Genomic DNA, 24,838 nt, shown 5'->3' on the forward strand with positions numbered 1-24,838 from the left:
TGCGCCGCATTCACGGCGCGGGCATCTCCAGTAATGCGATTCCGGGTCGCCCAGCGCCGCCCCCCTGATCGGGGACGGCGCGGGGCGAAAGGCGTATCGGCGGTGCCGGCCCCCTGTGCGCCCGCGCACCGCTACCTCGGGCCCAGCCCGCGATGGTCCTTCGGTCGCCCGTTGAGCGGTCTTGCCGTCGATGATGTCGAGCTGCAGGCTGGACCGGTCCATGGCGGGGATCCGCACCCGTCGCGGCTAACCGAGCGGTGACGGCATGCACGCCGCCGCGAAGGTTCCGACACGAACGAAGCGACCGATGCGCGTGCTGCTGATTGAGGACGACCGCATGATCGGCGAAGGGCTGTCGCACGGCCTTGCCGCGGAAGGCTATTCCGTCGACTGGGTGCGCGACGGACCCACGGCCGAAACGGCGCTGCGGGTCGGCGGCCATGCCCTGGCCCTCCTGGACCTCGGACTGCCGGGCGCCGACGGCCTGCAGGTTCTCAGGTCCGCGCGGACGGCGGGCAACGACACGTCGGTGCTCATCATCACAGCGCGGGACGGACTCGACAGCCGCGTCGTCGGCCTCGACCTCGGGGCCGACGACTACCTGGTCAAGCCGTTCGAGATGCGCGAGCTGCTCGCCCGGATGCGGGCGATCCTGCGGCGCCGCGCCGGTCGGGCGACCGGGCGGCTCGTGGCCGCCGAGACAGAACTCGACACGGAGAGCCATGTGCTATCCCACGCCGGAACCGTCGCGGTCCTGTCGGCGCGCGAATACGCCCTCATTCACGCGCTCATGGAGCGACCGGGGCGCATTCTCTCTCGGGCGCAGATCGAGGAACGCATCTACGGGTGGGGCGAGGAGGTCGAGAGCAACGCGGTGGACGCCCTCATCCTCACGGTCCGCCGCAAGGTCGGCAAGGGCGTCATCCTCAACGTCCGCGGCGCAGGCTGGATGGTGCCCAAGCCATGAGGGCCGCCTCCCTGCGCCGCACGACGCTCGGCTGGATGACCGCCCTGCTCGCCGGTATCGGCTTGGCCGCGATGGTCGCGGCCTATAGCCTCGCGCGGATCGAGGCGGCCGATTTCCTCGATGGGCAGTTGCGGCAGGTCGCCCTCAACGCCGGTCCCGGCCTCCCGGATGCGGACGCGCCGCCCGCCGCCGACCAGGACCCGGAGGACCAACTCGCCGTCACCATCTGGAAGGACGGGCAGGTCCTGCGCGACGACCGCGGCGTCGACGTCCGCCATCCCGGCCGCACGGGATACGCGAACGTCGTCATGGGCGGCGAGCTCTGGCGCACCTACACGACCGCCAACGGCACCACGACGGTCCGGGTCGCCCAGCGCGACGTCGTGAGGGCCGAGTTCGCACGCAACGCGGCGCTCGGCGCCGTGGCCCCCCTGCTGCTCCTCGTCCCGCTGTCGTGGATCGTCGTCGGCTGGGCGATGAACCGGGCGCTCGGGCGGCTCGACGGCTTGGTGCATGACCTCGCCGGGCGCGGCGCCGCCGCCCAAGGCCCCTTGCCGACGCGCGGCGTGCCGACGGAGGTGGCGCCCCTCGTCGAGGCCATGAACGGGCTCATCCTGCGCCTGCAGACCGCTCTGGCCGCCCAGAAGCGGTTCGTCGCCGACGCGGCGCACGAACTGCGTACGCCGCTTGCCGCGATGCAGATCCAACTCGACTCCCTCGGCGGCCCTGCCAGTGGCGGGGGCGACGCGCGGCGTATGGCGCTGGCGGACGGCCTCCGGAGGGCGAACCGGCTGGTGGATCAACTGCTCCGTCTCGCCCGGCTCGACGACGGTGGCGAGGCCCGTCCTGCATGCGTCGCCCTCGGCCAACTCCTGCTCGACTGCGTCGCCGACCACGTCGTGCTCGCCCGGCGCAAGGACATCGACCTGGGCGTGCATATCGAGACACCCGCCACGCTTCACGCGTCGGAGGATGAGGTCCGCGTCCTGTTCGCCAACCTGGTCGACAACGCCCTGCGCTACACGCCGTCGGGAGGGCAGGTCGACGTCCGTCTGCTGAACCGGGACGGTGCGTGCGTCGTCACGGTTCGGGACACCGGCTGTGGGCTGCCGCCGGGAAGCGAGGACCGCCTGTTCGACCGCTTTTTCCGGGCCGCGCCACCGGACGTCGAAGGCACGGGGCTCGGGCTCGCCATCGCCCGCCGCATCGCGGAGCGCAACGATCTCGGCCTGACGGTCGAGAACCGGCGGGACGGCTGCGGGACCGTCGCAACGGTCAGACTGCCGACTTGAGGCGGAGCCCGCGGCTCCTTCGGACGAAGCTCATTCTGCCCTCATTCTGGCTCGCTATCACCGGCTCCGACCATGACGGACGGGAGACGGGGATGAGCGAGATCCAGCGCCAGGTCTTGAACAAGGTACCGGAGGTCACCGCGGCCTTCTGGGTCATCAAAATACTCTCCACGACCGTCGGCGAGACCGGCGCGGATTACCTCGCGGTGAACGTCGGCCTGGGTGCCGCGGCCACCACCGCCCTCACGGCCGGCCTACTCGCGGCCGTCCTCGCCCTGCAGGTGCGGGAGCGGCGCTATGTGCCATGGACCTATTGGTCGACCGTCGTCCTCGTCAGCGTGGTCGGCACGCAGGTCACCGACATCCTGACCGACAAGCTCGGCGTGAGCCTCTTCGTCAGCACCGGCGTGTTCGCGGCCGCCCTCGCCGCCGTGTACGCGCTCTGGTACGCGACCGAGCGGACGCTCTCGATCCACGCCATCGTGACGCGGCGCCGCGAGGCGTTCTACTGGCTCGCCATCCTCCTGACCTTCGCGCTCGGCACGGCCGCGGGCGACCTGGCCACGGAGGCGCTGGGGCTCGGCTTCAATCTCGGCGTCGTCATCTTCGGCACGATCCTGGCCGCCCTCGCCCTCGCCCGGCGCCTGGGCGCGAACCCGGTGACTACCTTCTGGCTCGCCTACATCGTCACGCGCCCCCTCGGCGCATCGCTGGGCGATCTGCTGTCGCAGGCACGGGAATACGGCGGCTTCGGCTTCGGCACGGCCTCCACCAGCCTCGTCTTCTTCGCCATCATCGCCGCCCTGGTGACGTCCCTGAGCCTTGTCTCCGGACGCCCGGGCGAGCCGACCGGACATCGGCGGGCCTGACCCTCCGCCGCCTCGCGCATCCCCATCCTCCAGTCCTTCCAACGCCGCACGACACGGACTCAACGACCATGCGAAACATCCTCCTCGCCGCCATCGCCGCGACGGTCATCGGCGTCACGGCCGCCCCCCTGGGCCTGCTGGCGATGCAGGACGCCGCCGTCGGAGCGACGCCTACCGCGATGGCGGCGTCGAAGCTCGGCGACCTCTCCAAGTTCCGGACCATCGTCGTCGACGTGAAGGCGATGGCCGACCGGGGCGACCTCGCCGCCGCCAAGGCGCGCATCAAGGACCTGGAATTGTCCTGGGACGCGTCCGAGGCCGGCCTGAAGCCGCGAGACGCCGCCGACTGGCACGTCGTGGACAAGGCCATCGACCGCGCCCTCGACGCGCTGCGGGCGTCGAATCCCGATCCGGCCGCCTGCCGTCGCGCGGTCGACGACCTGCTCGCCATCATCGACCAGACCCACACCGCCTGAGCCGGCCCTCGCTTTCCCACGGCAGCCCGATGCAACCGACCGAGCGACCCGGACACATCGAACCCGCCAAGGTGCCCGAAGCCACCGCCGGGTTTTGGGCCATCAAGATCGTGGCCACGACCCTGGGCGAGGTGGGCGGCAACGCCGTCACGTTGACGCTTGGCCTCGGCTATCTCGCCGGCACGGCGATCTTCGGATCCGCCCTGGCGGTGCTGCTCGCCGCCCAGGTCCGGGCGGACCGCTTCCATCCACTCCTGTACTGGTCCGTGGTCACCGCGACCACGCTCGCCGGCACGACCCTCGCCGACTTCTGCGACCGGTCCCTCGGCATCGGCTACGCGGGCGGGTCCCTGGTGCTACTCGGATCGGTCGCTGCGACCCTGATCCTGTGGAAGCGCGCGCTCGGCACGGTCGCCGTCGAGACGGTGCGATCCCCGCGGGCCGAGGGTTTCTACTGGGCCACCGTCATGTTCTCCCAAACGCTCGGCACCGCGCTGGGCGACTGGATGGCCGACAGCAGCGGGCTCGGGTACAGCGGGAGCGCCCTCCTCATCCTCGTCGCGCTCGCCGGGGTCACGGCCCTCCATCTGCGAACGCGCGTTTCCAGGCCGATGCTGTTCTGGACGGCGTTCGTCCTGACGCGGCCGCTCGGCGCCACCCTCGCCAACTCGCTCGACAAGCCGGTCGCTTCCGGCGGCCTGGGCATCGACGACATCACGATCTCCGGGCTCCTCGCGCTCGTCATGGCCGGGCTCGTCCTCCTCATCCCGCAGCGTGCCGGTCGCAGGGCGGCCTGCGCCGACGCGCCGTGAGGTTTCCCCTCGAACAAGGAGCAGGTCCGATGGACGACCGTCACGAACGCGCCCTAAGCAAGGTACCCGAGGTCACGCTGGGATTCTGGGTCGTCAAGATCCTGGCCACCACGCTCGGCGAGACCGGCGGCGACACCGTCACCATGACCCTCAATTGGGGTTACCTGGCCGGCACCGCCCTGTTCGCCGTGCTGCTGGTCGGGCTCGTGGTCGCCCAGATCATGTCGAAGCGGTTCCACCCGGTCCTGTACTGGTCCACGATCGTCGCCTCGACCACTTTTGGCACGACGATGGCGGACTTCGCCGACCGCTCGCTCGGCATCGGGTACACCGGCGGGTCGACCCTGCTCCTCGCCTGCCTCGCGGCCGTGCTCGGGCTCTGGTACGCGACCGAGGGCACCGTGTCGGTGGACACGGTCTCGACCCCCCGGGTCGAGGCGTTCTATTGGGGGGCGATCACCTTCTCGCAGACGTTGGGCACCGCGCTCGGCGACTGGCTCGCCGACACCGGCGGCCTCGGCTACGAGGGCGGCGCCCTCGTCTTCGGGGCGGCGCTCGCGGTGGTCATCCTCCTGTACTACCGGACCTCCGTTTCACGGGTCACGCTTTTCTGGGCGGCGTTCATCCTGACCCGACCGCTCGGGGCCACGGTCGGCGACTTCCTCGACAAGCCGGTCAGCGACGGCGGCTTGAACCTGAGCCGGCCCCTCGCCTCGGCGGTCATCGCGGCCTTCATCGTCGCCCTGATCGTCCTGCTGCCGCAGCGCGCGGGTCAGCATCCGGGCGTCGACGCACAGGCGTCGCCATGACCCGACACCTTTCCGCCGGAGCGCACGACGGCCAAGGATCGCATCACCCGCCCGCGTGACCGGTCCAATGAGGTCGGCTCCACGCTTCACGTTCGCACTTCAGCGTATGACCGGTTGGCCGTGGAGGGCAGAACATGTCGTCGGACGGAGAGGGCAGCGGAGACAACCTGGGATGGCCACTTCACAGCCCAGGGCCGCCGTGTCATCTCCGCGGCGTTCGATCAGTGCGACCGTGACCACGGCATTCCGAGAGTCGACCCCCAATGGCCGATGCAGCGACAGCCGGACGTTTGCCAACCGCGGCCGGCCCGCGCCCGGGCGAGACGAGCCAGAGCCTGCTTCGGAGCTTTCGCGCGAACGAGCTCTTCATCGCGGTCGTCGGACCGGGAGGTTCCGGGGCAGGCCGAGCCGCTCAGATCGTCAAGGAATTCCTTGAAACGCAGTCGGTCGGGGACGGCGGATACGAGGTCCGCATCGTCAAGGCGAGCGCAGAGATCAAGGCCTGGGCCAGGAACAACGGCCGCGACCTCGGCCCGGTTGGCGGTCGCAAGACGCTCGCCGGCGTCGTGCACATGCAGGATCTGGGCGACGCGATGCGGCTGGCCTTCGACGACAATGCCGCGGTCGCCCGCGCGGTCGTCGCGCGCATCCGCGCCCTCCGCGCGGAGGCGAGCGGCAGGCCGGAGGGCGAGATCGACGGGAAGCCTCGTGCCTACATCATCGACTCCCTGCGCCATCCTGCGGAGGCGCATCTCCTCCGCAGGATCTACCAGGACGCCTTCACGCTCGTCGGTGTCGTATGCGACGACGATGCCCGCCATGGCCGACTGACCCGGGAGCTGTTCGACTTCAACGACAGGGGCCGTCAGGAAACGCGCCGGGCGGTCACGGCCTTCATGGACCGGGACGGCGATGCGCCGGAGAGCCACGGCCAGCACGTCGTCGATACCTTTCACGAGGCGGATTTCTTCGTCGACAATTCGAAGGATGCCGGCGACGATCCGAAGAACACCGGGATGAACGAGCCGCTGCGGCGCCTGGTGCGGATCCTCACGGCGTCGGAGGTCATCCGGCCGAACGTCGCCGAGACGGCGATGCATCAGGCCCATTCGGCGCAACTGAGGAGCGCTTGCCTGTCGCGGCAGGTCGGGGCGGCGCTCGTGGACGCGAAGGGAAACATCGTCGCGACCGGCACCAACGACGTGCCCAGGGCGGGCGGAGGGCTTTACGGGACCGATCTCGACGGGGAGGCCTCCGACCATCGCTGCGCGTTCCGGCCGGACAAGTTCTGCAGCAGCAACCGCGAGCAGAACGAGATCATCGGCGAACTCATCGACAAGTACCCGGCCCTGGCCGAGGGGAAGGAGAAAGTGCGGGCGGTGGCCGAGCTTCGGCGCACGAAGATCGGCGGGCTGATCGAGTTCAGCCGGGCGGTCCATGCGGAGATGGACGCGATCCTGACCGCCGCCCGGACCGGCACCTCGCCGAGGGGATGCCGTCTCTATGTCAGCACCTTCCCCTGCCATTACTGCGCCCGGCATATCGTCGCCGCCGGGATCGATGAGGTGCAGTACATCGAGCCCTATCCCAAGAGCCGGGCGATCAGCCTCCATTGCGACGCCATCACGACGGCTGTGGACGGCTGGGAACCGCCCTCGGGCGTGCAGGGTTCGGGAACTGTCGTCCCCGCACGGCCCGGTGTTCCAGCCTCCACGGCCAACGCGAAGGTCCTGTTCCATCCGTTCGTCGGGGTCGCACCGAGGATGTACGCCCGCGCGTTCCTGAAGGACCGTGACTACAAGGACAAGCTGACCGGGGATTACCGGGTCGGCGAGCCGGTTTGGGGTGGTCACTCGGAGGTGCTGCGGGTACATTATCTGGATCTCGAATCGGGCCTGGGAGCGCTGCAAGCGTGAGCAAACCACTCCTCCGCCTCGTCGAGACAACATCCTGGGAGAGCGAGGGTTTTCCGGGGTCGTCGACGCCGGTGCGGCAGCTCTCGCTCTTCGACCATCGCCCCGTTCGCCGGGTTTCGTGCCTGCCCATGGCCGAGGTCCACGGCGTGACGTTCAAGCGTGCCGTTTTCATGAGCCCGCACGCGCTGGTGGTCGATGCCCGGCTCTACCCGTACTTCGATCTTCCCGGGTTGAGCAGACCGTCGGTCTTCCGACTGTTCGAAGACCTGTCATGCCGTTACCTGCACGTGCCGATAGACCTGCGTCCGCCAAGGGATCAGTCGGCCCGATGGCAGCGGCGACAATCCGTGCGGGAGGCGATGGCGCGTGTGGTCGGACAGGACGGCAATCCGATGCGGTCTTCGACCATCGTGTTGGTCAACCGCCTACCCGACGTCGATGTCCTCGACGAGACCCTGCGCGGCGTGGTCGGCGACGGGGACCCTATCTGGAAGGTTCAGCCTCACGACGCGCTCGCCCTCACCGGCAACGGCAGCTGAACTAACCGAGGCGCTCCGAAACGCGCTGGCCAAATCGTCTGAGCGATACCGGCCGGTGATGTCCGAAGCGGCTGCTCAGGCCCCCAAGGCCGGGTCATTGTCGCCACGGGGCTAGTCTTCGCATTCCAGGATGTGACGCCCGCACGACCCCGACGCCATACCGGTGCCGTTGCCCTAGCGAGCGATTTTCGACGCCCCCGTGGCGATGACGACCGGGGGGCGGGCCGAAACTTGGACTTTCCTCTCGGCGTATTCACGGCGGCTGCGGGACCTGGCGGTGCGGTCGGGGGCCGTGGTCCGGCACGTGCCGACCTGCCGGTTGATCGATGACGCGGTCGCCGCTCCGGATATTGGGTTGGGCTTATCCGAGATCCGCCAAGGCCGGAGGGCTTTCTCTCAACGCTCGCGCGACGTGTCGAAGGTCGGCGTACGGGTTCCTTGGTTTTGACCGCTCCGGGATTTTGACCGCATAGGGTGTGGACGGCCGCGCGGCAGGACGGTTGCGGCTCGTCTGGACGCGACCGCCGGGTATAGTGCGGCATGGCTTTCCGTCCCGGCGAAAGGGTCCGCCCGCAGCTCGCCCTGAACGCAATCCGCGTCCTGACGCCTCCGGGAACGATCCCGGCCTCGGTGGTCCCGTTCGACCGTGCGCTGCTCCACGCCTACCTCGACCGGTCGGAGAACGACGTGTTCGCGACGCGGCACGACGAGACGGACATGGCGGTCGTGCCCCTCACCGCCGGGGCGCACCTCCCGACGGACAGGACGGAACTGCCCGCGGCCGAGCACCTGCGGCTCGTGTCGGCTTTGACCCGAGAGGCGGTCTTCCGTTTGCTCGCGGCCTCTCCGGAGGCTGACCTCCTGATCCGCAGGAGACCGCCCACCGTCGCCGGCAAGAGGGAGAACGTACTCGCGGACGACATCGGCCTACCCGATTGGCTGAAGAAGCGGCTGGTCCTGGAATTCGACACGCGCATCCTGCGACCGCCCCGGGGCGATGCCTTCGTCGTCCTCACCTGCTCCAAGCGGCTGCGCACGATCATCGACGCGTCGTGTCGGACCCTCCTCGAACTCGGCGTGCCGCTGACCGGTGTGGCGGTCTCGTCCTGGCGCGAGGATCCCGACCCGAAGGTATCGCGGCGGCTCGCCTACGCGGGCCGCGTCGTCGAGGTCGGGCAGGATACGCTGACGCTGGACGATCATGGGGCAGGCCCGTCCGTCGTGTCGAGCGAGGAGGTCTTCCTCGAACCCACGCGCGCCAACTTCAACAAGGTGGTCGAGGTCATCACGCAAGGGCGTTCCGAGCGGGCGTTCAAGGCGGTCCAGAAGGCCGAGGCGGAGTGGCATGGCGGCAGGCGGACCATCGAGATCGTGCATGGGGTGCTCAACCAGCTCGGGAATCGGTCGATGAACCTGGCCGACGGCGTTCCACTCCGCCTGGAGGAGCTGATCGATCAGGCCGTCGACGCAGGCGCCTTCCCGCCCGCCGAGGCCGTCTGGCGGCCGAAGCTGTCGTTCGACCCTGTCCATTCGCCCGAGACCTCGAACAGCTGGAAACAGCAGAGCCTCGACCGCATCGGGCCGTTCGACCGGCAGACGTTCGAGCCGAAGAGGCCGCGCATCGCTGTCCTTCACGAGGCCGGTCGTCGTGACGAGGTCGCCGCGGCGATCCGGGATTTCCTGCACGGCAGGCCCGACATCGCGAGCGACACGGGTCTCGTTCCCCACGGCCGCGGGCTTCTCGGCCGTTTCAGGCTCGACGAGCCCGAGGTCCGTTACTTCGAGGCCGCCGGTCGCGGCGGCCCGGCCTATGCCGAAGCCGCGCGGGCCGCCCTGAGGGATGCGGCGGCGCGCGACGAGCCATTGGACCTCGCCATGGTGCAGGTGGAGCGGGCCCTGCAGGAACGGCCGCACGCGGATAGCCCGTACTGGATGAGCAAGGCGACGTTTCTCAAGCGGGACGTGCCGGTCCAGGCGCTCTCGACCGAGATGCTGGGCCTCGACGCGTTCGGGTACGCGAACGCGTTGGCCAACATGAGCCTGGCGACATACGCCAAGCTCGGCGGCGCTCCCTGGCTGCTGGTCGCGCGCTCGCCGACCGACCATGAACTCGTCGTCGGGCTCGGGTCGCACACGCTCAAGGAAGGCCGTCGCGGAGCCGGCGAGCGGTTCGTCGGCATCGCGACGGTCTTCTCCAGCCAAGGCCACTACTTGCTGGACGCCCGGACCGCGGCGGTTCCGTTCGAGGCCTACCCGGCCGCTTTGAGCGAGAGCATCGTCGACGCCATCGGGCGCATCGGTCGGGAGGAGGCTTGGCGTCCCGGCGACGCGGTCAGGCTCGTCTTCCACGCGTTCACGCAGCTCAGCCGGGAGACGGTTCAGGCCGTCGAGACGGCGGTCGCCGGGATCGGCGCGACGAACGTCAGCTTCGCGTTCCTGCACGTCGTCGAGGATCATCCGTTCACGATGTTCGACCGCGCCTGGCCCGACGGCAAGGGAGCGTTCGCGCCGGAGCGGGGGCAGGCGGTGCGGTTGAGCGAGAGGGAGTGGCTCCTCTCGCTGACGGGGCGCAAGGAGGTGAAGGCGGCCGCGCACGGCCTGCCCGGTCCCGTGCTTCTGCGCCTGCACGACAGCTCGACGTATCGCGACATGGCGGTCCTCGTGCGTCAGGCGTCGGATTTCGCGTTCCATTCCTGGCGGACCTTCGGGCCCTCCGGCCTGCCCATCCCACTCATTTACGCCGACGAGGTCGCCAAGCAGCTGTCAGGCCTGGAGCGGACGCCGGGTTGGGACACGGATGCCGCCGAAGGCGGTCGCATCATGAGGAAGCCGTGGTTTCTTTGAGCGACGGGCCCGGTGTCGCCGACGTCCGAGCCGGCCTCGCCGCCGCCTCCCGTGAAGAGGACGCGTCCCCCCTCGTCCGGGCCTTTCGCGCCTGGGTCCTCGGAGACGCGGATCCGCTGGGGGATCTCGCCGCGGCTGCGGCGACGGCCCTTGGGTTGCCCGGCGGGCGCTCCGCCGGGCACGTGGCGATCCTCGGCTACGCCGCGACCGATCCAAGCCTTGCCGGGACATACCGCGAGGCGTTCCGCGAAGGGGTCGCGTGGCTCGTGGCGCGAAGCTGGTTCAGGCCGCATCTGCCGCCGACCCTTGAGGCCGACGGCCTGTCCGGCCTCGGCCTCGCGCTGGGCGTGCACCGCCTGCTCGACCGCCGGGATGCCGCGTGGCTCGGCGCGCTGGTGGTGCGCGGCGCCGCGGCCGCCGGGCTTTCGGAGTTCAACCGTTCCCTGATGGTCGCGGCGGCACACAACCTCGAAGCGCCCGCGCGGCGCGACCTCGCGACGATGCTGCCTGAAGCGAGGGTCGCGCTCGCCGACCTCGGCATCGTTCCGGCTGACCCGGAATGCCGAGGGCCCGCTTGGCGCAACGCGTTGCGCTACGAGCCCGCAATGGCCGGCCCGGCGCAGGCGGCGCTGTGCCTCCGGGCCTTCGACGCCCTGTGCGCGACCAACATGCCGGCCCGCATCGGGCGCCTCGAACCAGGGGACGTCCTGCGGGTGCTGCGGGGCGTCGAGCGGTCGTTGCGGCTTTGGACGTGCGAGGAGCGACCGCGCACGCCCAGGTCGCGGCTTGTTCGTTGGGACATCGAGAACGAGTACCACGTCCAGAACATGCTCTGGGCGATTCTGGCCCCGCTTTTCCCGGACCTCAACGCGGAGGAGTACACGCCGCCGGTCGGGCACAAGAACCCTCGGATGGACCTGACCGTACCGAGCCTGGGCCTTGTCATCGAGGTGAAGTTCGTCCGTTCGGGCGTATCGTTCGCCAAGATCGTCGAGGAGATCGCGGCCGACGCGGCGCTCTATCGCGTGGACCCGAAATGGCGCGTGCTGATCCCGTTCGTTTGGGACGACTCGTTCCGCACGGAGGAGCACCCGAAGCTGATCGAGGGCCTTCGTAAGCTTGAGATGGTCCACGACGCGGTGGTGGTCCCGCGCCCCGGCAAGATGGGGAGGGATGCCGGGGACCGCATTCGTCCCGGGCGGACCGGGACCCGTCGCGCTTCGAAAGCGGGCGCACCCGGGATCGGCGTCATCTCGCGATGCTCGGATCCCGAAGCATCCGAGCCCCTGCCCTGACCGGGCAACCGGAACCCCGGGGCCTTACCGGATCTCGAACGGCCCTAGGCGGCTGCGAGCGACGGGAGCAGATGGACGAGCCGCTTGGATCTCTCCGGGCGGCTCGGAGGCGACCATTATCGGGACTCCCCGGGTGTCGTCCCAGGATATAAGCCCGGTTCTCCAGGATGTCCCGCCCGAACGCGGCGAGGCGGCTCTCGAACGCCTCCGTCAGGTCAGCCCGCCCGATGACGGCGTGGTAGTTCGCATCAGCCTTCCACCTGCCGAGCGGCTTGGCGATGTCGCTGAATGGCCCCCTCCCGAGCTCCTTATCGGACAGGGCGGACGGAGGCCGTCTCATCCAGCCCGCCGGGTTGTGCATCCCTCACCCCCGATACGTCGCGCCGCCCGGGCCTCGTTCCGGGTGACCATACCTGCCGTCCCCGACCGATTGGTGGATACCCATATGGAAGGGTCGGTTACCCGGATAGTAGGTCGAAGGGATGTCGCCGCCGCCGAATTCCAGGCCGGTGTAGAACCAACGCCCGTCCCCCTGCCCGAACATCTCCTGGGCCAACGTCGTCATCCAACTTACCACGTCGAACCATGACGAGGTCGGGTTGGGCCCGCGGGGGCGGCATGCGCCCCTAGGACCGGGACCAGGCTTGCCGGCACGGGTACAACGACCATGCCCGCGGGCCCTAATCCGACGCCTCCCGGGCGTGCTCCACCCCGCGCGGCACGCTCATCCGGAATTCCACGCCCCGGTCGTGCGAATGAAGGCCGGTGACCCGGACCTCGATCCCCGGCTGGGCCCAGGTCTCCGCGAAGGCATCCATCGCCGCCGCGTCGATCGGCGTGAACGCTCCCGACCGCGACCCTTGGCACTCCCGGGACGGATGACCGACCCCGTGGACCACGACGTTCCGGTCATCCCGATCGATGCTCAACTCCACCGCCCCACATGTGGTCAGCAGGAAATGGCTGAGCGGCTCGACCAGCGCCACGTAGTCGGCCTTCTCGGTGCGCAGCCACTCCGGATACTCCACCGCGACCTTCGCGTTCGTCAGGGCATAGGTCGACTTGACCACGTCCTCGAAGATGGCGCGACCGTCCAGGTGACCGAGGACGTGATACCGCGGCGACAGCATCCGCACGTCCAGGAGGTTGTCGAGCGCCTCCTTGATCGCCACGATCTGCCGATATGGCCTGTCCTCGGCCCGATGCGCGACCCGGGCCTTTCCCCAAGCCCCCGCGTGGACGAGCCTGGCCATGCTGCCCAAGCGGCCGACCGCACGCTCCCGGACGACCTCGACCGAGAGTTGCTGGCGTCGCAGGCGCTTCTCCGCCGCGGCGGCCGCAGCCTCCGCCTTGGCGAGCGTCTCCCGCAGCCCGGCCACCTTCGCCTCGCCGGCCGAGATCCGCATCTCCGCCTCGGCGAGCGCCAAGTGGAGGTCGCTGACGTCGACCCACACGGACGCCGTCCCGCCCTGGACTTCCCCGAACTCGACGCGACGGGCCCAACTCCTCTCGGCGGTCCGTACGTCCACCGGACCGGACCCGCGCGACACCGAAGCGGTCGCCACCTCGGCCGGCGTGCCGATGGCCTCCTCGAACCCGGGATTGGCGGCCGACAGGATCCCGTCGTCGGTCAGGACGCAGATCCCGATGCCGCGGGCCTTCCAGAGGGCCTCGGGCCGCACGTCGCAGGCCCTCCCCGCCAGCTTCGCCACGGCCGCCTTGCCGGCTTCCGTCAGGTACAGCTCGGCCTCCCGTCCCGACCTGTCGCGACGGACCAGCCCATGCCCCTCCAGCATCGTGAGCATGCGGGACAGGTTCGATTGACCGAGCCCCGTCGCCTCCAGGACCGCCGCCCGGCTCGTCGGCCCTACGTTCCCGGCCAGCAACCGCAGCACCTCCGCGACGTGGCGGCGCCCGAGAACCTCGTCGACCGGCTGCGCCTCCAGGAACCGGGCCGTGCGCCCCACCAGGTCGCCGAGCGCCGTCACTTGGTGGGCGACGGCTTCCGCCCCGCCCCGGCGCAGCAACACGCTCGCACGGCCGCAGACGTCGAGCCACTGAGCCGTCTCGGAGCCGGGCGTCCGATCCGAGACTAGGCGCCAGACCACCTCCTGGAGCGCCAGGTAGACGCCCCGGGCGAACTTCGGCGCGTCCTCGGCGAGAAGCTCCCTCACCAGCGCGAAGGCGTCCGACGGGCCGATCTCGCCGAGGGTGATCTCCTCCAGCCTTCGCTGCCTGAGGTCACCGCGCATGGGCATCTCCGATCTTTCACGAAGTTTCACATTGGAGCTTGCAACGCACAAGTCAACGCGGCGTCTACGTCAGGATCGGATAGACGCTGAAAGATTGTGAAACGACGAGCTCGGCTTCGGTACGCTCGACGACGCGCTCCGGGGCCGCCAGGACGAAGCCCAGACCCCCGTCGTCCCGCTTCGGATAGACCTGCTGGACCACGAAGCTCCTGGTGTCGAAGCTGACCTGGAGCTGATGGGCGGCGCTCAGGTGATCCCGCATGGTCCGCCAGTCGCCGCACGAAGGTATGATCATCCAATCCACGTCCAGCTCCGTCAGGACAGGCGTCGCCTTCTGGCAGAAGTCGAGGCACACGCCGAACCCGTACAGCCCGCGCCGGGTCACCAGGATCTCCAGCACCTCGCCCAGCTCGATCCGTTCGTGGCGCCCCTTCTCGTCGCGGTACGGGAAGAGCTTGCGGAACCGCAGGAGCTCCTCTCCGGCGGCGCCGTAGACGACCGCCTCATTCCAGGCGTCCTCCCCGTAGCGCTCGTGCCACGTGCCGGCGACGACGAGGTCGGGACCCGGCACGGCCTCCCCGGCGCGGTTCCACGCGGCCGCGGCGAGCGTCGCCGGCACGACCTCCCGCTTCTCCGGCATCAGCGTCAGTTCCGGGAAGACGTGGGCGAAGCACCCGCTGCGCGCGGCTTCGACGATGTCGGCCCTCACGATCTCCGGCGTCGGCCCGACCGCCTCGCGCGCCAGGAAGTGCCGCTCGTCGGCCTCGTCCTCCGGGAGCACGTCGAAGTCCGCGAACAGGGACGCCCCGAAAGACATGGCAGCGTCCTCAAGCCCCACACGGGGGTGAACGGTGAAGTGCACCGGCAGGCCCCTGATGACCTCCGGGATGATGCGGAAACGCAGCAGGGCCCGCCGGGTGAACGGCCGCGGCAAGGCGCCGGGCAAGTAGGCGGGCCGCCATGCGCTGCGCGGCACCGGGACAAGGAAAAAGCCCTCCCCGTCGGCCTCGTGGTGCCAATCCTCGTTCGGGTCCCGGACCGGCCGCCCGGTATCCATCTCGGCGATCTTCCGCTCGGCGGCGCGAAGCCAGCCGCCCAATCCGGTCAGCCGTTCCGCGTCGCTCCCGCACCCGCTCAGGTCCAGGGCACCCGGCGCCACGCCGCCGATGGCGTAGGCCGCGTCGCCCGCGGCCACGATGTCGGCCTCCGGCAGGGTCCCGTAGGCGCCTTGGACAGTCACCGGCGCGAGCGGCAGCAACGTCCAGGCGCGCACGAGCGCCTGCCGCCACGTGGCCGGGTCGTCGCCGTCGATGCCGAGGGCCGCCGAGACCTGTTCGATCTTGGCCAGCCAGGCCGCTCGGGTCAGGCTCTGCATGTGGGCCTCCGGCGGATGGGGGCCGGAGCGGTCGCTCGGGCGCGGGGATGCGGATGCGCGAACTGCGCCGTACGAGGAGGGGACATGTTCGGGCTGGGCGGTCGGGGGGAGCGCGTCATCACTGCGGCGGCAGCCGGCGTCAAGCCCGTCCGCAGCCGCGGCGGACCGCTCGCCATACGCGCTCCACCGTCGGGTCGCCGCGGCACCGTGGTGGGATGTCCTCGGCAGACCGACGCTGCCATTCCTGATCGATCCTGCTCACGGCGCGCCCGCGGCACCACTCGGGTGACGCACGGGATCCTCTATGGCCGCTCCGCCCTCCCCGGCCGGATTACCCTCCGATACGCGTTGGCTAACAGATGGAAGGAGCGCCGGGTGCTGCACGCCGCCTTCAACGTGGCCCTCATGCTGTACTGCCACGACAAGAAGTTGCCGCACCCCGGATTCGTCGTGTTGGACACGCCCCTGCTGACTTACCGCGAGCCGATGGACGAGAAGCATGGGGACTTGGCCGACGACGAACTCGCGATCAAGACGACCAGCCTCAACAAGCGCTTCTCTGCGCACCTTGCCGGGATCGCAGCCATCGGTCAGGTCATCGTGCTGGAAAATACGGACCCGCCGGCCGACATCGAGCCCCTCGGTGCTGTGACGACCTTCACCAAACGCGTCGGCGGCGACACGCGCTATGGCTTCCTCACAGTCGATTGGCCGCCCTGAAACGCCGCCCGGCTCTCACGGTGTGGGCGAGAACTGAACTACGCAAGCCGAGCCATCGATTGACAGTGGCGAACATCTCTGAATCAATGGCCTCGCGACCGCATTGCGAAAGCCGAACAGTCGCGAGGGACAGGCTTCTCAGTAAATCAGGACAAGTTACTCGTTCGTAGGGTCAAGATCTACTGAGAAATTACAGAGGATGTAATTCCTCAACGAAGTTTGTCCTGATTTCGGGGGGCGCCCGAGGGACCTCCTCAATCGAATTTAACTCGACTCTCTTAGAACATTGCCCTTGCGTGCTGCTGCTCTCAAAGAACTTTGACTTTGATGACAATCGGCCTCTGCAGCCCTCCTAGTCGCGCGCTCATGCGTTCGGCACGATAGCACAACGTAGGGCTCTCCTGCGCTCCGATGAGGGGCGGAGCTTGGGGAGTTGGCGGGCTCCCATGAGGCTGCACTCACGCCAGCGTAAGGCCATCTGAGTGCAAGGGGACGCCAGGGACGGATTGCGGCACCCAGGGCGACCGGTTTCGACACCGCCACGGCCCGAACTTGCTCGCTGCGCCGGATCGATCGGGGCCTCGACATCTCCCGACGAGCTGGGTCGGCTTCAACCACAACGTCGAACCTTGTCGCGCATCCGCGGCGGGACCGCAGGCTCCGCGACGTCGTCCGGGACGCGGCCCCATGACAATTCGTTCGCACTTCGCCGGCCTGGTTGAGCAACCCAACCGCCGGGATGGGGGCCGCGCAAGAATGATCGGAGAAGCCGGGCGTGCCCCCCACCCTCCGGCGGGATAAATTCTCTAGAAAGCCTGTCCTGATTTTGGCGTGCGCTGAAGGCGCGCTCTCAACAAAGTTTGTCTCGATTGCCAGAGAAGGCTGAACTTCGTGGGGTTTGTCGCGATCAGGCCAGCGCGTCGCGGCTGCACGGAGGGCGTGAACGGGGCCTTCCGAACGCCTCTGGCAGCCCCCGTCTGGCCCGCCTCCGGTGACGGACGGGATGCGCTGGGTCGAACGCGCCTCCACGAGCGTCCGCGAGCCCAGGAGCCAGGCGCGGAAGCGATCTGTCGGCCGCGCTCGGTCGGGACAGGAGCCGTGACTGACCCCGCTTCACGAACCCGAAAAGGCCGTCGTGCCTGCGCCTGCGGGGGCGGGAACCGGAACTGGGGCCAGAATCGACCGGCGGGCGGGATCGACTTCGGGTGAAGCTGCCATCCCAATGGCTCTCGCGGGCCCGCCCTATCGGTCCGCCCCACTTTGCTTTCGGCAAGGCTGCAAGGACAATGCCGACGTGGCGGATTCGCGACGGCCGGAGCCGCAGAGGAAGACAGCACGTGCGCGTACAACCTCTTGACCTGACGACCGACGGTGACCCGCACCCGATCAAGAGGCTTGCCCGCCTTGCGCTGCCCGAACCGCTCCGTGAGGCGGATGTCGCAGAGGATTTCGACCGTTGGATACGCGACAACGTCCCGAGCGAGAGGGACCGGATCGGCATGTTCGACCGGTTCGGAACACCGCCGCTGACGCAGCGCGAGCACGCCTTGTTCACGCTGCTGTCGATCCTGGCGATCGAGCACGGCGCCTGGCCGCTGGAAGAAGGATGCGGTCGGGCAATCCGGTGCCTGGAGGAGATCCAACGCCACTGGGCGCCCTCCGACCCAGTATCCTCATACCTTCGAGGGAAGGCCGCCGCGTTCGTCGCCCAAGGCTTTCGATGCGCGCGCGGCGAACCCGGGCGCCTGTTGTCGTTCCTGAACGGCGCGCCGCTCCGGGTCTGCGGGGACGGTACGGCGGCGCTGGCCTTCGGCGTGACCGCGCCGGTCAGCGACCTCATCTTCGATTTCAGGGACGACGCCTTTGCGCTCCACAGCCTGCGTTCCATGGTCGAAGGCGACCGAACCGCGTTCGACGCCGCCGTCCTCGCTCAAGCGGAAATCCTTGCTCCCGCGATCGAACGGGGGGTAGCCCGCCTCTTCGAGCGCTGCGCACCGCCCCCGGGAGACTACCTCGCCGCCTTCCGGGACGTTCTGTCCGACGAGAGGTGGCTCCCAACGCTGCTCGGGAAGCTTGAGGGCCGTGCCGACCTGCGGGACAGGGTTGGCGGCATGCCAGCCGCTGCGGAATGGCTGCGGGCCATCGCCGGCGCACGCGCCTGGAAAGCCAACGACATCCGGCGTCTCGTTCGGCTCGAACCGCTCTTCGACGACGATCCAGAGGCCTTCATAGCGGCAATCGTCTCGGGTGTCCGCGCCTTGGAGGGCTCGGAGCCGGCAAGCGCGGTGTTCGCTGCCTTGAGCCTCCTGCACCTCGCGCGCCGGCGTCGCGCGGTCCGCTCGGAGTTGGCCGACGCCGAGCGAGAGGAGGCCTTCGTCTTGGCGCTACGGGATCTTCCGTCAGGGGAAATGATCGTCCGTTTGCACGCCCAGCTTGCCGACCTGCCCATGGATATCCCAGGCGCCCGCGCCGTGTGGCGCCATTTGGGCAACGCGGAGAAGGGCCTGTGGCAGTGGCGGATCCGAGCGGTCGTCGGCGACGACCGAGCCCTGCGGCGCGGCTTGGCCGAGTTCCTTCTCGCCTGGATGTCGCAGGACGTCTACCGCGACGTCGAGCGCCTGGTCGTCGATCTCTTGCCGCCCGCGCAGGAACTGGACGTCCTCCGCACGCTGGCCCAATCGTGCGACCGGCTCACCTCGCTGCGCGCGGGTTGCCTCGCCCGAGAGATGACCTTCGGCCTGCCGGACTGAACGGTCTCACCAACCGGGCGCAAACGGGTCGCCCGGACTTCCCGCCTCGTCGCGGCGGTGCGCGGCATGACGCCTGGACGGAAAGGACGAGACCCGTCCGTCCCCGTACCCCAGGCTGGCGGTCGCATCGATGAAGTCGCGGAGCGCGAGCCTTCCCGTCCGGTCGATGGCGATGATGTCGGCCGCCAAGGGTTGCCTGCGGTCGTCCGCGAGAGCCTCGGCGGCGGTCTCGGCGTCCGGGAAGAGACGCCCCAACGACAGGTCGCGGCCGGAGGACATGGCGATGCTGACGAACGACGCGAAATCCCACCCGGGCGAGCGCTCGCCGCCATAGGCGTCGACCTGCCCGAAGGCCGGCGCCTGACCGTGGGCCCAGACATCGTGGAACACCTCGGTCGCCGGCCTGACGGTCGTGATGAAGGCCCCCTTCCTCGCCCAGGCCGGGTAGAAGAGGTACCAGCCCATCCCGGTCGAGAGGAACGTGTCGAGCTGCCGTCCCTCGTTCCTCCCGACGTCGGTCAAGCCCGTCGCGGTCGCGTTCTTGGCTTGGAAGAGGACGATCCGGTACATCGGGCGCCCGAGGACGTGCACGCCGGCGACGACCGCGAGGTCCGCCGCGAGAAGATCCCGGCCCTCCTGCATGGAGGCGGTGCCGAGGTCGAGCGTGTATGTTTCCGGCAGGCCGGCTCCCGCCTCGTCCATGGCCGGGATCACACGGTGCTCGACCGCGCTTTGGATGTAATGGAGCACCGCTTCCGTCTTGAGCGGCTCGGGCTTGCAGCGTCCGCGACGGAGGGCGACTTCCAATCCGTACTGCAGGGCCGTGAACAGAATGGCCTGAACCGGGTCGGCCCAGTATCTGGGCGACATCGCGAGCAGCTGTGCGACGAGATGGTGCCGCCCTTCCTCCGCGGCTCGATCCGGATCGAACGCTCCCGCCCCGAGGCCGAGCGTCGGGGCAAGTTGACGCCAGCCGACGCCACGCGACGTCACTTCGCCGGTCGACGCCATCGCGCCCAGGCCTCGCCGCGTGTCCTCGGCCAGGCTCGGCCGGACGCCACCGGCGTACAACCGCTCCAGGGCTGCCAGGAGGACGCCCCGCTGCCGCGGGCTCAACCTCGCGGGTAGGGATGCGATGCCGGCGAGCTTCCCAATGGCGACCGTGGTGCGCAGGCGGCCGAATGCCCGGATGACCGGGTGGTCGGTTTGCCATGCGTCTGATTTGTCCCAGTCGTGGAAATCGGAAGCCATCGCGTCGCTCTCAGCGAGGCGCGAGGGGATAGCCGACCCGGTCCCTGCGGGCCAGGGATTGCCGCGCAACTTCCCCGAGGGATGCCCCGAGGCGGCGGCTCCCAAGGGCGGGCATCCCGTCGGTCCGCGGTGACCATCAAGCCCTGCGCGGGCTCCATGGCGGCGCGCTCGCACGATGGAGTGCGCCCTGTTTGGATAGGTGACGAGCCGGTGCACGTGGCCATCCTCGCCCGGCACTCGACAGCGAGAGAAGCTCGACGCCGTCCCGTTCGCCGAACCGGGTCACCTCGGCTGGCACATCAGCGTCGCGCAGCTCACCCCTGAAAGAGCGCGCGTGCCGATGCCGCAACCGGCCGATCGGGCGATCGTCGCGGAAAGGGCTCATGCCCGCACTCGACCCACCTCATCGGGTGGTGTCAGGCGCCGGCGTCGCCGCCCGGATGCCCGACCATGCACCCGGCGCACCAGACCGAATTCCTCTCGGCAAGCGAGCCTCGCTATGCGCATCCACGGCGCGCCAACTCGCCGCGGTAGCCGCCGGCATATTGGCCCTTGCCATCGGGCCTGCAGCGGCTCCGAACATCGCTCCTTCGCCGTGTCGGCAGAAGGCTCCCGGTCGGGGTGCTGACCGACACTCCCAGACGCCGCTCCATCCCCGCACGCGGGCCCCCTGCCTGTTGCCCACTGGCATTGTACGGGGCACCCCCTTGCGCGAGGGCCGACGCGTAAAGAGCGGCGCTCGCAGCAGCGGCAAACAGGATCGTTTTCATATTCACCTCCGCAATCGACGATGGGGCGCGTACGTCTCGCCGTTTTCTTTGGATTTCGTCCCGCGGATCGCGGTGGTTACACGTCCGCGGATGTCCATGGCTTGTGACCGCGCGTGGCGTCCGATGCCGTGGGCGTTCCGCCGCTCCCGAGCGAGGCGGAGCGATGATGCCGGACGAAGCGACGGTAGCGGTCGATCAGCCCGGCCCTTAGCTTCGCCCCCCGTCCGCGCCTTCGCCACCACGGTGGCGGCTCTACGATCGCCAGGCCAGCGCTCTCGCCCACTCGGCGGGGCTCGCCGCCCGGGGCTTGGAACGGCCGATCCGGCGTGGGCCGGCGGGCCAAGCTATCGCGAAAGCTTGTCCCGATTTCCGGCCTCGCCGAAGGAACGCTCTCAACACAATTTGTCCTGACTTCCCGGGAAGCCTGTCCTTCGAGCGAGCCCGGCTGCCGGACCATGTCTGGGCGTGGCCCGCGGACGGGCGACGCTCGATGGGCGTGGACGTCCTGTCAGCTTCGGCGCCGCCCCTTCCCGGGAGGGCCGACCCGGACGGCCTGCCGTGACCGGCCCCGCTCGGCGCCCGCCCCGAGGTCCGCCCCGGAGCCCGGCGAAGGGCCCGCCTGCCGTCGGCTCTTCCGCCTCATCCGCCGGCGTCGCGGCACTTCGCGCCGTGCCGCCGAGATCGGCCTCGACACCACCTCGCTCAGGGGCCGCCCGACGCTCCGGGCGCCTCGCCGCCCGGAGCGCGCCGCCCCGGAAAACGGTCCCGCGGGCCCGAGCGATCACGGCGTCGGCAGGTCACCCCGCCGCGTTCCGGCCCCAGAGGTGCTCGGCCGCCGCGTCCGATTCGGGCTTGGAGCAGAACTCGCAGTGCGGATCGCGCGCCCGCCGCAGCCGGCGCCGCCCGATGGGGGCCTTCCAGGGATCGACGGCCCAATAGTTGGTCGCCGCCGCCCCCGCGTTCGAGCGCAGAAGTTCGACCACCAGCAAGGCGCCGGCCATGCTCGACACGAACGCGAACGGGGCGAGCACCTGCCTGCCTTCCGGTGTCAGCAGTGTCTGTGCGGCGCAGAGCTGCTTGAAGAGGCTGTCATAGGCCGTGCCCACGATCCCCGCGGGATCGATCTGGGGATGGGCCCGATGGATCCGCCCGGCGGCCTCGGCCGAGATGAAACCCTCCCTGACCGCGGCGAGGTCGACGCCCAGCCCATCCGCGATCGAGCGCTCCCGCGCGTGCTCGTCGGGAACGTGACGGTAGATGCAGGCCATGCAGGCATCCTGCGTGGGCTGCCGGTGCGAGTGCACGACGACGCCGCGCACGTCGGTCGTGGACGCGTCGAGGACCCGGCCCGGAAGCTCCTTCTGGATCCCGCGCCGCGCGCGCCTGCTGTCGACCGTGACGATGGCCGTGGCGGGCGGCCCCGCGGATTTGCAATAGGCCGAGAAGTCCTGGACGAGTGGTTCGAACGCGAGCTCGGGGAAGTCGGCCGCGGCGCGCTCGGCGAGCGCGACGGCCTTGTCGCGGCCGACATCCTCGTCGCCCAGGTAGAGGCAGCGGTTGGGATTGCCTGAGCCTACCGTTTTCGGGTCGACGATGCGGAGGCGGCCGACGGCGCGCAGGTGGCGCAGGGCGCGAACGAAGCCGTGGGCCACGGCGCCGGCGCCGACGAGCACGGCGTCCGAGAGATCGACGGTCGTCGCGAGCGCCGCGTCCGGCACGCCGAGCTGGTCGAAGTCCAGCCGGAGCGGGTAGGCGACGGCCGGAAGTGCCGGGTCGTCGAGCAGCATCCGCAGGGTCGCGGCGGCCGCCGGGCATGCGGCGACGGCGGCCAGCAGGGGATGGGGCGGCGGGCCGCCCGTCCGCCCGACGGGGCGGACATCGACGGTGGCGCCGCCGGCGTCGATGGCGGCGTGCAGCCGGGGCAGGTCCGTCCGCGCGGCCGCCTCGCCGATGACGAGTTCGAGCTGCGCCTCCTCGGCCGGCGAGGTCACCACGCCGACGGTCCGCGCGAGCAGGGCCGCCACTTCCGCCGCCCAGGCGGCGTCCGCGCCGCCGGGAGGAGCGGTGACCAGAACCGCCCGGTTGAGGCGCTCGGACGCGTCGTCCTCGTCGCTTCCGAGGATGGCGGCCAGCATCCGGGCGTTCTCTTGGGCGGGCGTGATCATGGCGTCACCTCGATGCGGATGCGCTCGCCCGGCCGGCGCACATGCTCCCACAGTCCAGCGTCCGAGAGCTCGTAGACCATCGCCTCCTCCAGGAAGGTCCCGGGCGTCGCCGTCGCGGCGAAGCGCGGCAGCACCAGGGAGAGGGCCCCGCGATGCCGGACGATGGCCCAGGCGTCGTCCGCCTCGGAATGGAACGCCCTGCCCGGATGGGTATGGACCTGGGCGACGATCTTGAGACGGTGGGCGCGAAGGTGCCCCATCAGCGCGCGCATGCTCGCGGGCGGCAGGTGGAAGTAGTCCTCGGCGGTGGCCTGCTCGGGTTCGTAGACCTCCTGCACGGGCGTCGGCGCCGCCGAGGCCGAGCGCGCGAGCCAGAGCACGGCGCGCTCCTCGCCGCGCCGCCCCCCGACGCGGAGGCGGTCGAGGGTTTCCGCGAGGATGGCGGCGGTGCAAGCGACGGCTGTCATCCGACCGCCCTCTTCCAGCAGCGCCAGATCTGGTCGAGGATGCCGAGCAGATCCAGGCCGGACTGGCCGCGGTAACCGTCCCACCGCTCGCCGACATGGCTGAAGTGGGTGTGGTACTCGCGCGTTCCGCGCATGCAGACGAACATGCGGCCGGTCACGGGATGGGGACTGGGGTGGAAGATGCCGCCGGCCCCGGGGGGAGCCTGCGAGAGGTGTTGCCCGGCGGCGTCGAGCAGTTCGACCGACGGGGGGAGGTCGTCCCAATCGACGCAGGTGAAACGGAGCCTCAGGGGCGCGGCGGTCGGATGCCCGAGGATCACGTCGAGCACGGGATACTCCGCCTGAAGGACCGTCCAGTTGCGGTGGGCCGCGGTTCGGGAATCGAGGCGGCGCACGTCGCGCTCGAACGCGGCCCGGGAGAGCAGCTCAAGCACGGGCGCCCCCACCGCCCTCGCGGGGCCCCCACTCGATCTCGACCTCGCCGGAGAGCCCGTTCCCGGCAAAGGAGGCGGACGGATCGATGTCGCGGTTGCCGACGGTCGTGATCCACGTCGCGGTGTCGCCGAGCTCCAGCTTGCGCGCGGCGCGGACCAGCACGTCCGCGACCGGCGTCGTCGCGGGAACCCGCACCGCCCCCTCGGCCGGGAAAACGCCGCTCGTGGTGAACACGGTCACCAGCACGAAGTCCGGCCGTTGCGCGCGCCGCGAGACGATGTGCTCGACGCCGCGAGTCTCGAACGACACCGCGCCGCCGGGCCGCAGGATCTTGTCGGGCTCGTCCTCGCGCTCCAGCACGAGGTCGTGGCCTGCCGGGACGTGCAGGATGGCGAGGAGCTCGTCGACCTCGATCCGGCCGTCACCCCAGACCTGGCCGACCTCGTCCACCGTGAAGGAGAAGCTGCGGTCGCTGCGGAAGCCGCGAAACGCGCCGCCTTCCTCGGCGACGAGGTCGACCTTGTCGTCCGTGCCCACGAGGTGGGTGCGGCCGCCCCGGACCAGGATGAGCTGGTGCTCGCTCGCGGGCAAGAGGCCGGCCCTGGTGAGGACCTCACGCCCGGTGACCTCGCCGTCGTCGAAGCGAACCGGGGTGCCGTTCACCGGGAACACGAAGCTGCGGGCCCGCGCGTTATCCATAACCTTCATCCTCGTCTCCACCTGCTGGCGCGCGCCGACGTTCCCGTACACACTCTTGACGGACGACGGCCTTGGACTAAAAGACGCTTTCAGTCTCGGCTGGGACTGTATGTATCTGGACTAGGTCGGCCGTCA

General features: G+C 69.7%; 19 protein-coding genes. 12 read left to right on the forward strand and 7 right to left on the reverse strand.

What is annotated here, in order from left to right; translation table 11 throughout:
* The first annotated feature begins 307 nt into the window (after positions 1 to 307).
* The 10 genes from MFF22_RS02670 (at position 308) to MFF22_RS02715 (ending at position 11,819) form a co-directional block, all read left to right on the forward strand.
* Complete coding sequence (locus MFF22_RS02670; RefSeq protein ID WP_122160881.1) at positions 308 to 967, forward strand: response regulator transcription factor; 660 nt, start codon at positions 308 to 310, stop codon at positions 965 to 967.
* On the forward strand, positions 964 to 2,259 hold the full coding sequence (locus MFF22_RS02675; RefSeq protein WP_122160882.1) for a sensor histidine kinase: 1,296 nt from the start codon (positions 964 to 966) through the stop codon (positions 2,257 to 2,259). Before MFF22_RS02670 ends, MFF22_RS02675 begins: the two co-directional genes overlap by 4 nt.
* A gap of 92 nt (positions 2,260 to 2,351) precedes the next feature.
* Positions 2,352 to 3,128 carry a COG4705 family protein gene (locus MFF22_RS02680; RefSeq protein WP_122160883.1) on the forward strand — a complete coding sequence of 259 codons (777 nt, stop codon included), beginning with the start codon at positions 2,352 to 2,354 and terminating at the stop codon, positions 3,126 to 3,128.
* Between the two features lie 68 nt (positions 3,129 to 3,196).
* Entirely contained in the window at positions 3,197 to 3,604 is a 408-nt protein-coding gene (locus MFF22_RS02685; protein ID WP_122160884.1) for a histidine kinase, read from the forward strand.
* Between the two features lie 29 nt (positions 3,605 to 3,633).
* Positions 3,634 to 4,416, forward strand: coding sequence for a COG4705 family protein (locus tag MFF22_RS02690; protein ID WP_238247516.1), 783 nt, complete (start codon positions 3,634 to 3,636; stop codon positions 4,414 to 4,416).
* Between the two features lie 29 nt (positions 4,417 to 4,445).
* Positions 4,446 to 5,225, forward strand: coding sequence for a COG4705 family protein (locus tag MFF22_RS02695; RefSeq protein ID WP_122160885.1), 780 nt, complete (start codon positions 4,446 to 4,448; stop codon positions 5,223 to 5,225).
* 290 nt (positions 5,226 to 5,515) lie between these two features.
* Positions 5,516 to 7,141 carry an anti-phage dCTP deaminase gene (locus MFF22_RS02700; protein WP_238247517.1) on the forward strand — a complete coding sequence of 542 codons (1,626 nt, stop codon included), beginning with the start codon at positions 5,516 to 5,518 and terminating at the stop codon, positions 7,139 to 7,141.
* A gap of 128 nt (positions 7,142 to 7,269) precedes the next feature.
* Positions 7,270 to 7,680 (forward strand): hypothetical protein, encoded by a 411-nt coding sequence (locus tag MFF22_RS02705; RefSeq protein WP_238247518.1) that lies wholly within the window; start codon positions 7,270 to 7,272, stop codon positions 7,678 to 7,680.
* Between the two features lie 540 nt (positions 7,681 to 8,220).
* Positions 8,221 to 10,524, forward strand: a complete 2,304-nt coding sequence (locus MFF22_RS02710) for an argonaute/piwi family protein (RefSeq protein ID WP_209649733.1) — start codon at positions 8,221 to 8,223, stop codon at positions 10,522 to 10,524.
* Positions 10,512 to 11,819, forward strand: coding sequence for a PD-(D/E)XK nuclease domain-containing protein (locus MFF22_RS02715; protein ID WP_238247519.1), 1,308 nt, complete (start codon positions 10,512 to 10,514; stop codon positions 11,817 to 11,819). Before MFF22_RS02710 ends, MFF22_RS02715 begins: the two co-directional genes overlap by 13 nt.
* Positions 11,820 to 12,499: 680 nt before the next feature.
* Here MFF22_RS02715 and MFF22_RS02720 read toward each other — a convergent pair.
* Both MFF22_RS02720 and MFF22_RS02725 read right to left on the reverse strand, forming a co-directional pair.
* Complete coding sequence (locus MFF22_RS02720; RefSeq protein ID WP_122160891.1) at positions 12,500 to 14,071, reverse strand: MarR family winged helix-turn-helix transcriptional regulator; 1,572 nt, start codon at positions 14,069 to 14,071, stop codon at positions 12,500 to 12,502.
* A gap of 64 nt (positions 14,072 to 14,135) precedes the next feature.
* Positions 14,136 to 15,446 (reverse strand): hypothetical protein, encoded by a 1,311-nt coding sequence (locus MFF22_RS02725; RefSeq protein ID WP_122160892.1) that lies wholly within the window; start codon positions 15,444 to 15,446, stop codon positions 14,136 to 14,138.
* A gap of 375 nt (positions 15,447 to 15,821) precedes the next feature.
* Between MFF22_RS02725 and MFF22_RS02730 the strand changes: the two genes are divergently transcribed.
* Together MFF22_RS02730 and MFF22_RS02735 are read left to right on the forward strand one after the other, a co-directional pair.
* Positions 15,822 to 16,166, forward strand: a complete 345-nt coding sequence (locus MFF22_RS02730; RefSeq protein WP_122160893.1) for a hypothetical protein — start codon at positions 15,822 to 15,824, stop codon at positions 16,164 to 16,166.
* A 1,499-nt stretch (positions 16,167 to 17,665) separates the two neighbouring features.
* Positions 17,666 to 18,916, forward strand: coding sequence for a hypothetical protein (locus tag MFF22_RS02735; protein ID WP_238247520.1), 1,251 nt, complete (start codon positions 17,666 to 17,668; stop codon positions 18,914 to 18,916).
* Positions 18,917 to 18,922: 6 nt separating this feature from the next.
* On the opposite strand, the gene MFF22_RS02740 is transcribed toward MFF22_RS02735, so the two are convergent.
* The 5 genes from MFF22_RS02740 to MFF22_RS02760 all read right to left on the reverse strand — a co-directional run bounded on the left by MFF22_RS02740 (position 18,923) and on the right by MFF22_RS02760 (position 24,703).
* On the reverse strand, positions 18,923 to 20,167 hold the full coding sequence (locus MFF22_RS02740) for a hypothetical protein (protein ID WP_012753011.1): 1,245 nt from the start codon (positions 20,165 to 20,167) through the stop codon (positions 18,923 to 18,925).
* Between the two features lie 1,567 nt (positions 20,168 to 21,734).
* Positions 21,735 to 23,102, reverse strand: a complete 1,368-nt coding sequence (locus tag MFF22_RS02745; protein WP_012753009.1) for a ThiF family adenylyltransferase — start codon at positions 23,100 to 23,102, stop codon at positions 21,735 to 21,737.
* Positions 23,099 to 23,569 (reverse strand): Mov34/MPN/PAD-1 family protein, encoded by a 471-nt coding sequence (locus MFF22_RS02750; protein ID WP_009865918.1) that lies wholly within the window; start codon positions 23,567 to 23,569, stop codon positions 23,099 to 23,101. The genes MFF22_RS02745 and MFF22_RS02750 overlap by 4 nt, the downstream gene beginning before the upstream one ends.
* Positions 23,566 to 24,003, reverse strand: coding sequence for a putative metal-binding protein (locus MFF22_RS02755; RefSeq protein ID WP_043766874.1), 438 nt, complete (start codon positions 24,001 to 24,003; stop codon positions 23,566 to 23,568). The genes MFF22_RS02750 and MFF22_RS02755 overlap by 4 nt, the downstream gene beginning before the upstream one ends.
* Positions 23,996 to 24,703, reverse strand: coding sequence for a multiubiquitin domain-containing protein (locus MFF22_RS02760; protein WP_238247521.1), 708 nt, complete (start codon positions 24,701 to 24,703; stop codon positions 23,996 to 23,998). The genes MFF22_RS02755 and MFF22_RS02760 overlap by 8 nt, the downstream gene beginning before the upstream one ends.
* Between the last annotated feature and the right edge of the window lie 135 nt (positions 24,704 to 24,838).

Source organism: Methylobacterium persicinum (assembly GCF_022179525.1).
Taxonomy (GTDB): Bacteria; Pseudomonadota; Alphaproteobacteria; order Rhizobiales; family Beijerinckiaceae; genus Methylobacterium; species Methylobacterium persicinum.